This is a genomic window from Micromonospora craniellae, from assembly GCF_014764405.1.
Taxonomy (GTDB): domain Bacteria; phylum Actinomycetota; class Actinomycetes; order Mycobacteriales; family Micromonosporaceae; genus Micromonospora; species Micromonospora craniellae.
Genome location: NZ_CP061725.1, coordinates 2,259,679 through 2,271,374 on the forward strand (window position 1 = coordinate 2,259,679; position 11,696 = coordinate 2,271,374).

Below are 11,696 nucleotides of genomic sequence, written 5' to 3' on the forward strand. Positions count from 1 at the left end.
GCCTGTCGCTGTGATCACCGGCGCGAGCGGGTTCTTGGGCGGGCGTCTGGCGATAAAGCTGCGGCGCCACAACTGGCAGGTCGTGGGCATCGACTCCGAAGCGCTTCCAGGTGTCCTCACCGCTGACATCCGCAATATCCACACGCTGCGACACACGATGGTGCCGCACTTCGACATCGTCATACACCTAGCGTCCCTGCTCTCGGCCAGGTGCGAGAGCGACCCGACGTCCGCCTTCGATGTCAACGTCGGCGGAACGGCCACCCTGCTCAACGCCGTCGCCGACAAGGCCCCGCCAGCACTACTGATGGCCTCATCCATCGCAGTCTTCGACCAAGAACATGCCACCGACGACACGCCCGTACGGCCCCAATCGGTCTACGGCACAAGCAAGGCAATGAGTGAGCTGCTCATTGCCGACGCCACACGCCGCGGCAGTGTTCGCGGCCACATCGCTCGCCTACCGACCGTGGCTGTCCGGCCAGGACCACCCAGCGGTGCAGCATCAGCCTTCGCCAGCACGATGGTGAAGAACGCCCTCGACGGGGTCGACATCGTCGTCCCTGTACCTCCGGGACGACGAATCGTTCTCACCTCGGTGGAGACCGCCGTCGAGAATCTCCGGCTCCTCGCCGACGCCATCGTCAAGGAAGAGCAAGCGGTCCCGAAAGTCATCAACATGCCTGGCGTCGGGGTAGACGTCGACGCCATGGCAGAGGAATGCCTCGCCGCGGCACCGGTGCCCATCAAAGTTCGACGTGAAGTCGCTGGCGACGTTGACGCCATCGTCGGCTCATGGCCGTCGCGGTGGGAATCCCCGGCCGCGATACGGCTCGGGCTTCAGCAAGACCCATCCTTCGCCAGCATCGTGGCCGGCTACAAGTCTTGTGACCTGCCATAGTGGAGGGAGTGCACCGTGTGGGACATCGCCCCAATACATGCTACCCGAGCCAAAGACTGCCAGGGTGAGGTTCGCATCGCCTTCGCCCACCTCAGCTTCCGCAAAGTGGCGCGCACGAGGGCGGTTCGCAGTAAAGCCCTCTTCAGCGCCCACTTTCCCGCCCTGGGATTACTGAACCTAGCTCAACAGCTGCGGGATCGCTTTCCGAACCGCCATCTGCGAGGTTGGGTGCGCTATTTCGACGAGGAAGCGTACGAAACGCGTGACGAAATGGAATCCGCCATCCGCGAGTGGCTGAGGCCAGCGTCCTTAGGCCTCCTCGGGATGAGCACCTACACCTCCAGCATCGATCACGTCGCTGACTATTGCAGGCGTTTCATAGCAGACGATGTATTGATCGTCCTCGGCGGAGCCCATGTCACCGTCGTCCCAGACGATCTCCCGTGCCACGTCATTGTTCGCGGCGAAGGCTGTGAAGCTCTGGTCACGATTATCGAAAGCCTCGGCACGCCGGATTTCGTCACCAGAGCGCGGACGGCGGGCATCTGTTGCCAACTGGGACAGACGCGGATCGACGGCCGAGCGGCCACGGACAATTCCATCGAGACAACCTCGGTGCCGGGCTTCGCCTACGACCTGCTCAGCGACCTCGGCCCAGGCACCTACGCCACGAGCTACACCCGACTGCTCGGCGTCAACCCACAGATCTATGTCTGTACCCAGAGTTGCCGCGCCCGCTGCTCGTTCTGCTCGACCTACCTGATTCACCGGCGAATGCAGGCACGCTCGGTGGAACTTATCGCGCAAGATCTGACGCTGCTGCGAAACCACGGATACGACTCCATCGAGTTTCACGACGACGATCTGCTACAGCACCCTGACTTCGACGCATTGCTCGCCGTCCTCCGCCAGCTGCAGCTTCCCTGGTTCTGCTATGCCCGTTCCGAAATCCTCGATGAGAATGTAGCGGAGAAAATGGCAGAAGCCGGCTGTCGGCGAGTCTTTCTTGGTCTTGAGGCGATGACGCAGTCCAGCCTCGACTACCTGAACAAGGCGACGACCGTTGAACAGAACCGTACAGCGGCTGCGGCGCTGGACCGGCAGGGCATCGGTGCGGTCAGCGGCTTCATCATCGGCCTTCCTCACCACACCGTGACCGACGTGTTGGCGGAGTTGGACGCCTTCCTCGCCTTGCCGCTGTTCGCCATCAGCTGCAACGTTCTGACTCCCGACCCCCGAACCCGAGAGTTCATGCGTGCGCGGCGGCGCAGTGATGAGTTGCAGGCAGCCCTCGGTGGCAGCAGCGGCCTTACGGTCATCCCGGACATCCAACGATGGGGTCTCGACCAGCCTGTCGGGCTGCCCTCGGTATGTACAGCCATCGACAAGCAGACCCTCAACGACCTCGTCTCCGTCATCGAGTACGCCTTCTACCTACGCCCCCACGTCACGGACGCGCTCTACTCATCAGCACGCACCCAGACCCAGCGTGATGTCATCACGGCGTACCTGGCCTTCGTCCGGGCCAGACTCGCCGAACGCGAACCCCACGTCACTGACGACCTCGTTCGCGCACGCATCGCCGAGCTGAAAGTCAGTGGATGAGTTCCCTCGCTGGCGGAGTGAACTACAACTTCCGCATCCCAGGCCACGAGCACGACCTCGTCGTCGCCGGGGGCGAGGGAGCATGGATCACCACCACCAGCGGACTCCGGATGCTCGACTTCTTCTCCGCATTCGGGGCGCGAGCGTTTCCCCATGGCTGCCGTCCGTACGAGGTGGCCGTCGCAACCGGTGCCCGTGTCATGTCAGGTTCCCTGCCGTCGGCAGCGATCGAACACGCCGCGGCAACGCTCATCCGCCTCTTCCCCCACCACTCCACGGTCCGCTTCTGCACAAGCGGAACCGAAGCAGTCCAACTCGCCATCAGACTTGCTCGCGCCGCAACCGGCCGAACCCGGATCATGCGCTTTAACGAGCACTACCACGGCCACTTGGACGCCCTTCTCGGCGGCACATACTCGCCAAGTACCTATCCGGACCCCGCTGTCCTCCCAGACGACCCTCGGGCCACCGAGGGCTCGCCACCCGAGCAGGTGACGACACAGAACTACCTTGCCCGATGGAACAACATCGATGACGTTGACTCATTCTTCCGTGCCTACGGAGACAGCGTCGCGGCGGTCCTGTTGGAGCCTTATCCGATCAACGCTGGTGCGGTGGCGCCAGCGCCGGGATTCCTTGAAAGGATCCGCCAGCACTGCAATCGCCACAACGCCGTTCTGATCTTCGACGAGATCATCACTGGAATCCGGGCCGGATTCGGGGGTTGGCAAGCGACCAGCTCGGTAAGGCCAGACATCACCCTGCTCGGCAAAATGCTTGGTGGTGGAGCGGTGCCGGTGAGCGCGGTCTTGACCTCTGATGCCATCTTCCGACTCTGCGCGGACCACCGCGTGGTGCATGGCGGCACCCTCAATGGCTCACCACTCGCGGCTGCGGCGATTACCCGCACCATCGAACTTCTACAGGCCCCTGGGGCCCTGTCCATGGACTCCCTGCACCGTGCAGGCAAAGACTTGCTGACCTCAATCCACAACCACATCCAACGCGAAGATCTGAAGGTCATCGTCACCGGTTTGCCGGCCGCATTCTGGATCAAGCCGATCGGACGACCAATCAGCGCCCGCACTGCCCTGCTGCGACGGCATCTCCTGGCAGCCGGCGTGTTACCCGCGGCTCCGACACGGATTTACACCACGGCGGGGATGACAGAGAACGACATAGCCGAAGGGGCTCAACGCATCCTTACGGCCCTCAGGGCCTTCTCCCAGAACCCCTACGCGGAAACGTCTGGAGGCACCCGTGCACGTACCTGAAGAACTCTGGCCCTTGCGCCATGAAGCACTCAACTCCATCGACGGACTCGCCCTGATCCATCACCTCGCGGCACAGGCGTGCGCGCGACAACTTCCTGGCGACATGGTGGAGTGCGGTGTTTACAATGGCGGATCCGCTACGGCGATCGCCCTCGCAATCAGGGGCCATGAACGAAGGCTCTGGCTCTATGACTCTTTCCAAGGTCTCCCTCATCCCACGCCTCGCGACGGCGTCGAAGCAACTCGATTCGCTGGCCAGCTGGTCGGCGAGCCAGACCGGGTCCGAAACCGACTCGCAGAGGCAGGGCTAGCATCTGACAACATCGTGATCCGCGAAGGATGGTTTGCCGACACCTTCACCCAGCCGAAACCCAACGCAGTAGCCCTTCTTCATATCGACGCTGACTTCTACGAAGGAGTGCAAGCAGCCTTACACTGCTTCTATGATTCGGTAGTAGATGGCGGCGTCGTCGTGCTGGACGATTTCGCATGGTGGGAAGGGGCGCGCCGAGCCTTCTACGACTTTTGCGTCGAGCATGACATCGCGCCAATCACACATAGGCACGGAGTTGCCGGTGCCCTCTACTGGTTCAAGGGTGAATCGTACGTGCGATCACATGAAACCCGACACGTCAGGCGAGACTCATCAAGCCAACCAGGGCCTGCCGACTGAGCTGCTCTGAACCTCGGCACTCGACGCCGATGAAGCCAGTGAACTCTGCAGCCTTCAGCGCAGCAGTCACCTCTGCGAACCGAATTGACCCGCTTCCGGGGATTCCTCGGCCTGGAAAGTCTGCTACCTGAATATGTCGGATCATTTCTCCGAATTTGCGAATTATGCTGGCCGGGTCGAGTCCCATGCACGCTAGATGGTAGACGTCGCACAGATATCCGATTTCGGCGCCCGATGCGCCCCTCACTCGTTGCACCAACGCCGCCACGGCGTCGGGTGTCACGAGGGGGTAGGTGGGACATTCAACGCTGTTGAGACTCTCCACCACCACGAACGCGCCGATATCTGCTGCTGCGCGAGCCGCCGCTGCCAGGTGCCGGAGGGCCAATTCGTCAGAAGCACCTTCCGTCTTGTCCATGTTCCGATTTCCGTACAAAGCATTCAGAGTGCGGCACCCGGTCTGCTCAGCCAGTCGAATCGCCGCACTCAGGTTTGCGTAGAAGTGCTCCGTTGACCGCGGGTGCGACAATATCCCCCGATCGCCTGCGCCGAGGTTGCCACCGTACAGATTCAATAATGCCAACTTCACGCCAGCGGAACGTATCGCGGAAGCAAGCGCTGCGATGTCATCGCGAGGCGGGTCCGGACAACTGAACGGCCACCAGATCTCGATTGCCTCAAACCCTGCAGCGGCAGCCGCGCGAGGCCGTTCTAGAAGCGGTACGTCGTTGTAGGATAGACTCACATTGAGACTCAGTCGCATTCGGACCTCAACGTTGTCTGGCCGGTTGGTTCCCCTAGCCAGTATTGCCGCGTTACCTTGATCTGACAAGTGCGGCGCAACTGATAAATCCTAGGTGGCAGGTGCCGCGAGGTCCATACAACCTCCGAAGGAGGCGACCGCAGTTCGAGGGCCCGAATCGTAGCAGTGGACGGTGTCACCGTTTATTACCGCCGACGTTTGCCGTTGGCCTGCTGGCAGAGTCCGGCACTGGACACTGCCCTACTGAAGCAGCGTCACTGCGGTACGTAGGACTGCCCTCGTCCGATCGCCAGTGACATCATTCTGCGCCCTGGCGGCTACGTCTGGAACACCAAGACGTATAAGTTCTGTGCTGGTCTTGTGCCAAGCAGGAGGGCCGAAAGACCAGCGGGACACGAGCCCACAGTTCGTCAGGTCGTGGCTACACGAGGCCACCGCCGACGCGTGGGCGCTCCTCGGCCGACATCAGCCTGGCCTCATCGCTTTGACTCGGGCGGAGTTGGTCTTCGACGGCGTCGCACGTTGCGGCGCCTACTCTCGGTGCGCAGCGACGGAGCGTCCAGCCGGAAGCCGGAAAGGCGAACGTTCGAAATGAGACAGAACGCAGTTTCGTTTGGACCAAGCACTATGACAGAGTCAGCTCGAAGACCGCCCTGTCCTTTCCTGGACCTTTAAAGCCACGAACAATCGATACGCCATTGACGGCATAGTCACCCGGGGAATTCACAAAGCCCATTGATGTCCAGGCACCAGAGGCCGCCGCGTTCCCGGGCTCCGACGTCAGGTAGATCCGCTTACAGCCCCATCGCTCAGCGCGTGCACGAACACTTCCCACCAGTGCGGCTGCAACGCCTTCGCGACGATAATCTGGATGCACCATTACATCCTGGATGTAAATCTCACTCGGATCCTCCTGGCTGCGCATGGCGATCACGGCGCCCACGACAAATCCATCGACAATCGCCACCGGACATGTCGATGCAAACAGTCGGGCATACAGCCAGTAGTCAGACGCCGTTCGCGCCTTCACATAGGGAGCACCTTGATCCATCAAGGCCAGCACCGAATTCACCAGGTCCCGACTAAGGCCGGTTATGCGCATTTTGCCTTTTCCGCTTCGGTCGTATGTTTGCGACAAGTTGCGCGGCGGCCCGCCTGGGTCTGACCGCATCGGTGATGCTACGTCCGACGATCAGGATGTCCCAGTCTGGAATACCGAGGACGGGCAGGTGGCGCTGAAGCCGCCGGAGACCGCGACCAGGAGCCGGGACCAGCTACGAACGGCGCGCGCTCGGGCGAGTGGGTGGCCGGCACCGAAGCTGACGTCGATATTCGAGGTCTTGGTGAATCCGTCAACGCCTGCTTGTTCCATGTCCTGCACCCATCGCCGGGTGGCGTGGAGCGCGGGGAAATCGAGCAAAGTAGGAGTGCCGAGGCGGCGGCCCGCCTCCACTGCGGCCACGACGCTGGCAACTGTCGCTGGTCCGATCAGCCGGACGACATCCGTCCCTGGTGATCACTGTCCGCGTTGCTGGCCGCCGCATGGGCGAAGCTCAAGCTCACCCGAGAGTGAGGTGCAGCTCGGGTTGAATTTCAGTGGCGGCGTTGATCACTGTGTGGACGAGTGTTGGGGGGAGGCCGGCTGTCGCGGCCAGGCTGTCGGCGGTGGTCTGCTGGCGGTCGAGGAGTTCGGTGGCTTTGCCGAGTAGCGAGGGTTGTTCGCGGGGGCCGAGGTCGCCGGGTTCGGGGTAGCCCCACTGGGCGAGCAGGCTCATGCCGCGCCGGTAGGTGTGGTCGCGGTAGATGCCGAGGTCGCGGCCCCGGTAGACGAGGGCTTTGAGGCTGATGCCCCAGCGGCGTTTGAGTTCGTGGAGTCGTTCGAAGTCGAGGCGGGGTGGTAGTTCGTCGGCCAGGAGTGTGCTGGGGGCGAGGAACTCGGAGGCGAACGCGGTGGCCTCGCGTTCCAGGATCTGGCTGCCGGGCTCGGCGTCGTGGTGCAGGAGCAGGTGTCCGAGTTCGTGTGCGGCGTCCATCCGGGAGCGGGCCTTGTCGTTCTTGGCGGGGTTGAGGAAGACGAACGGTCGTTGGCCGTACCAGTGGGAGAAGGCGTCGACGCGTTCGGAGACCTCAGGTAGGGCGAGCACGATCACCCCGTGCGCCTCCAGGAGCCGCACGACGTGTGGCACCGGACCATCTGCGAGGCCGAACGCCTCCCGTGCCGCGGCTGCGGCGGCGCGTACGTCCTCGGGTGTGGTCGGGTCGGGCAGGTCGAGGTGCGGCAGCCGCAGCGCGGGCAGCCGTAGCCGGCGGCCGATCACCTCGACCACCCGCCAGGCGACCTCCCCGAACGCCTCCGCCTGGTCCCGCTCGGCCTGGCTGGTCGTTCGCAGGCTACGGAAGTGCGCGTGGCCCGGGGTCGCGGGCGCCGGGAAGCCGGAGGCGAAGAACTCGACCGGCATCGACAGCGCCAACGCCAGCCGGGCCAGCACCGACGCCGACGGGCGGGCCTGTCCCAGCTCGTACTGGCTGACCGCCGCCGCAGTGACACCGACCTGCCGGGCCAGTTCGTTCTTGCGCATCCGCCGCCACCGCCGGGCCAGGCCGAGCGCGTGCGGTTCGAACGCCGCCACCGCGGCGGCTGCGGGCACCGGCGGCCTCGCTGCGCCGGTCACGCCCATCGACCAACAGACCCACCAGCGGTACGGCCGTGGGCCGGGAAGGGCGGCAGAGACTCGATCGACAGCTCGGGGATCACCAGTTCGTCGTGCCGCTGCCCCGGCACACCCGCCGGGTCGCCGACCGCCGGCAGCGGTGTACCGACGGTGGTGGCGTCGCCGAACCAGAGCATCACCTCGAACCACGGCGAACCGCCGTCGCGGTTGTCGCGGGGCAGCCCGAGGTACGCGGTGGCCTCGCCGGTCGTGATGTCCCCGGTGTGCGCGACCCGCACATGGCGCTTCGGCGGCACGACACCGGAGAAAACGCCGGGGAACTGTTCCTCATCGTCGAACGCCAGCTGCCGGTCGCGGCTGTTCTCCACCGCCCCGCCGAGCCGGGCCTCGCTGCCCTCCCACCGGATCGACTCGATCCCACCCTGCAGGGAGTACAGCCGCACCACATAGCCGGAGCACAGGATCTCCAGCGAGTTGTCCTCCACCCGGACCCGCACACCGTCGATCCCGTCGAAGGTGGCCTTGCCCAGATTCGTCAGGTTGCGCCACACGGTCGTACCGAAACTCATCGCGTCGTCACCGAGCTCCGGCTCGTGACGGTCGGCGGCACGCCGGTACACCTGCCGGACCAACCCGCCCAACGGCTCCAGCACGCCTCGCTCGTCCAGCACCGCCACCGCGTCGCCCAGCAACCCCATGCCGGAAAACCTAGCCCATCCCCCTGATGATGTTGCCGAAATCAAGCGGCCGACACGCCACCGACCCGAGCCGGACCCGCCAACACGGTCGACGGCACCCGACCGATCACCGCCGTCGCCGAGTGTCCGATCGCCCGTGCCGGGTTGATCGCGGCCCTGACGGCGGTGTGCCAATCGGCGAACCGCCGGCGTGGTAGGCGGCCATTCGACCAACCGGCGACCACCGCCACCCCACGAGGTGCCAGCGCCGCACGTGCTCCGGACGCCGCCGGTACGCGTCGGCGGCTGAGCTGCTGGGCGCGGTGGGCGGCGCGTACTGGTGGGCACGGGTAGTGCTGCCCGGCGCAGAGCAGGCTCACACAGCGGGTCGGCCGGTCCGGCTGGGGCTGGTGGGCGGCGATGACGCTGGCGGCCGTCCGCCACAGCAGCACGTCGGTGACGTCCTCCGGGAGGTCACGATGCGGAGGGCGGGTGCTGTTCACGGCGGTCATGGTCGGTCTCCTCGCGTCGACGGCGCAGCGTGGCCGCCGCCGATGGCCGCACCGATGTGGCTGCGGCCAGGTCCGGCGTCGACCGGTGACCATCGACGCTCACCTCTCGCAGGAGGTCAAGTCGCCCAGAACGCCCAGCCCGACGCCGTCGCCCCCACTCTCCAATCGAGGTCTGTCAGACCTGGCGAACACTTCCCGATCTGACACCGCTCTGACAGCACCCTCCGCGACGGCACCTATCCGCTCGAATCCCCCAGGACGGCCTCTAGCACATCACTCTCACAGAAAGTCGATCTGCATGTTCGATGATCGACTATGCAATCTCCCGACTGAGCTGCTCTGTCAGTTCGCATGGCGGTCTGTGTTGCCATCCCGTCGGGCGTCACGTCGGCTCTGACAGACGCTCACCATCCTCTGACAGCCACTGGTGGACCGCCTCGCATTCGCGGCGCCACCGCCGGGCGCCGCCTCCGGGCTGTGACAGACGCGCACCGCGTCTGTCACAGGTTGTCCAAGGCCACAAGGTCTGGCACAGGACCGCTGACACCGCGATGACGCAGGCGCAGCGTCGGAGCGTCGCTGCGGCCGGCGGAAGAGTCCGTCCTCTGCCACGTTGGCACGGGTCACCCGCGGTCGTGACGTACCACGGGGCGCGGCCGTCGCGGCTGGCTGTCGTCGCGGCCACTCATGGCTGGACGCTTCTTCCCGTGGCGGCGTCGCGGATGGCCGCCCTACGGCTGGCCGGCACTGGCGCACCCTCCGGCGATATGTGTCATCAGCCAACGCCGACTGGCGTGGCCCACCGGCCACGCCGGCCTACGACACGCGGCCGGCGCCGGCCTGGCTACGTGCCGCCGCGGTGAGTGGCCGACACCGTCGAGTTGGCCACCACCACGGTGGCCACGACGCAGCCCAGGACGGCCACGGCAGCCATCGCGATGACATGGCCACTATGGCAGTGGAGATGGCCAGCACCGGCCCGACCACCGTGACCACGGCACGCGACCAGACACGGTCACCGTGGAGTGTCCGTTCTCAATCAACCTGCGGGACTGTAAAAACAACGGTGTAACTCCGATCAAGGGAGTAGCACTTGATGACGATCACGACCGATGCGGTGGACACTGCCGCTGTGCCCGGTGACGAGAAGGCCAAGCGGCCGCGTACGAAGACGACGCCAGGGGGTGTCGACCCGGCGCTGGTGTCACAGCTGGTGACCCAGGCTCGTGAGCAGGGGCTGCAGCTGTCCGGTGAGGGTGGGCTGCTGCAGCAGCTGACGAAGATCGTGCTGGAGTCGGCCCTCGATGGTGAGATCACCGACCACCTCGGCTACGACAAACACGACCAGGCCGGCGCGAACTCCGGCAACTCCCGCAACGGCAACCGGTCCAAGACGGTGCTCACCGATGTCGGGCCGGTGCAGATCGACGTGCCACGCGATCGAGCGGGCTCGTTCGAACCGGCCATCGTCAAGAAGCGTCAGCGCAGGTTGTCCGGGGTGGAGGACCTGGTGCTGTCGCTGTCGGCGAAGGGCCTGACCACCGGCGAGATCTCCGCGCATCTGGCCGAGGTCTACGGCGCCGAGGTCTCCCGCCAGACGATCTCCACCATCACCGACAAGGTGATGGACGGTATGACCGAGTGGCAGAACCGGCCCCTCGATCCGGTCTACCCGGTGGTCTTCCTCGACGCCATCAACGTCAAGATCAGGGACGGGAAGGTCGCCAACCGGCCGATCTACGTCGCTCTCGCGGTCACCGCCGACGGCCACCGAGACATCCTCGGCCTGTGGGCCGGCGACGGCGGGGAGGGCGCCAAGTTCTGGCTGCAGATCTGCACCGAACTGAAGAACCGGGGCGTCGACGACGTGCTCATGGCCGTCTGTGACGGACTGACCGGCCTGCCGGATGCCATCGGAGAGGTCTGGCCCCGCACCGTGGTCCAGACCTGCGTGGTGCACCTGCTCAGGAACTCGTTCCGCTACGCGGCCCGCCAGCACTGGGACGCGATTGCCAAGGCACTCAAACCGGTCTACACCGCACCGACCGAGGCCGCCGCTACCGAACGATTCCTCGAGTTCGCCGAGGCATGGAGCAGCCGCTACCCGGCGATCGTGAAGCTGTGGGAGAACGCCTGGGCCGAGTTCGTGCCGTTCCTGGCCTTCGACGCCGAGATCCGCCGGATCATCTGCTCCACCAACGCCATCGAAAGCGTCAACGCCCGCATCCGCCGCGCCGTCCGCGCCCGCGGACACTTCCCCAACGAGCAAGCCGCCCTCAAGTGCGTCTACCTCGCGGTGATGAGCCTCGACCCGACCGGGCAAGGCCGCAAACGCTGGGCCACCCGCTGGAAGAGCGCACTCAACGCCTTCGACATCACCTTCGACGGACGCCTGTCCGCCGGCCGCAAGTAGAAGATCAACCAACCCCAGTTACACCGTTAACTTGACAGACCCACCGAAGGCACCCGTATCAAGCTGAGGTGCCTGACCAAATGCTGACCGAGACCCAATCCAGCCTCTTCACTCTCACCCAGAAACAGTCATAACGGGACGGATCGCCCTATCGAAGCCATCGTTCCACACCAGGTCAGGCCACGCTTGATGGCGAGCGGCAGGTC

The 11,696-nt window shown here is 64.8% G+C and carries 10 protein-coding genes; 5 read left to right on the plus strand and 5 right to left on the minus strand.

Annotated features, from left to right (window positions below):
• The first annotated feature begins 10 nt into the window (after window positions 1-10).
• From ID554_RS10000 to ID554_RS10015, 4 genes are read left to right on the plus strand one after another with little or no spacing between them, the layout of a single operon-like run.
• On the plus strand, window positions 11-901 hold the full coding sequence (locus tag ID554_RS10000) for an NAD-dependent epimerase/dehydratase family protein (RefSeq protein WP_158573861.1): 891 nt from the start codon (window positions 11-13) through the stop codon (window positions 899-901).
• 15 nt (window positions 902-916) lie between these two features.
• Window positions 917-2,506 carry a B12-binding domain-containing radical SAM protein gene (locus tag ID554_RS10005; protein ID WP_117230968.1) on the plus strand — a complete coding sequence of 530 codons (1,590 nt, stop codon included), beginning with the start codon at window positions 917-919 and terminating at the stop codon, window positions 2,504-2,506.
• 17 nt (window positions 2,507-2,523) lie between these two features.
• On the plus strand, window positions 2,524-3,780 hold the full coding sequence (locus tag ID554_RS10010; protein WP_158573862.1) for an aminotransferase class III-fold pyridoxal phosphate-dependent enzyme: 1,257 nt from the start codon (window positions 2,524-2,526) through the stop codon (window positions 3,778-3,780).
• Complete coding sequence (locus ID554_RS10015; RefSeq protein WP_158573863.1) at window positions 3,767-4,453, plus strand: TylF/MycF/NovP-related O-methyltransferase; 687 nt, start codon at window positions 3,767-3,769, stop codon at window positions 4,451-4,453. Before ID554_RS10010 ends, ID554_RS10015 begins: the two co-directional genes overlap by 14 nt.
• On the opposite strand, the gene ID554_RS10020 is transcribed toward ID554_RS10015, so the two are convergent.
• The 5 genes from ID554_RS10020 to ID554_RS10040 form a co-directional block, all read right to left on the minus strand.
• On the minus strand, window positions 4,413-5,216 hold the full coding sequence (locus ID554_RS10020; protein ID WP_117230971.1) for a TIM barrel protein: 804 nt from the start codon (window positions 5,214-5,216) through the stop codon (window positions 4,413-4,415). The genes ID554_RS10015 and ID554_RS10020 overlap by 41 nt on opposite strands.
• Window positions 5,217-5,841: 625 nt before the next feature.
• On the minus strand, window positions 5,842-6,288 hold the full coding sequence (locus ID554_RS10025; RefSeq protein ID WP_223884515.1) for a GNAT family N-acetyltransferase: 447 nt from the start codon (window positions 6,286-6,288) through the stop codon (window positions 5,842-5,844).
• Between the two features lie 487 nt (window positions 6,289-6,775).
• A complete protein-coding gene (locus tag ID554_RS10030) occupies window positions 6,776-7,864 on the minus strand; it encodes a helix-turn-helix domain-containing protein (RefSeq protein WP_199489304.1) in 1,089 nt (362 codons plus the stop codon).
• A gap of 20 nt (window positions 7,865-7,884) precedes the next feature.
• Window positions 7,885-8,586 carry a hypothetical protein gene (locus ID554_RS10035; RefSeq protein WP_117230974.1) on the minus strand — a complete coding sequence of 234 codons (702 nt, stop codon included), beginning with the start codon at window positions 8,584-8,586 and terminating at the stop codon, window positions 7,885-7,887.
• Window positions 8,587-8,627: 41 nt separating this feature from the next.
• Window positions 8,628-9,077: a hypothetical protein gene (locus ID554_RS10040; RefSeq protein ID WP_117230975.1), complete on the minus strand. Its 450-nt coding sequence runs from the start codon at window positions 9,075-9,077 to the stop codon at window positions 8,628-8,630.
• Between the two features lie 1,096 nt (window positions 9,078-10,173).
• On the opposite strand from ID554_RS10040, the gene ID554_RS10045 reads away from it, so the two are divergent.
• Window positions 10,174-11,490 (plus strand): IS256 family transposase, encoded by a 1,317-nt coding sequence (locus ID554_RS10045; RefSeq protein ID WP_191088637.1) that lies wholly within the window; start codon window positions 10,174-10,176, stop codon window positions 11,488-11,490.
• Window positions 11,491-11,696: the final 206 nt, after the last annotated feature.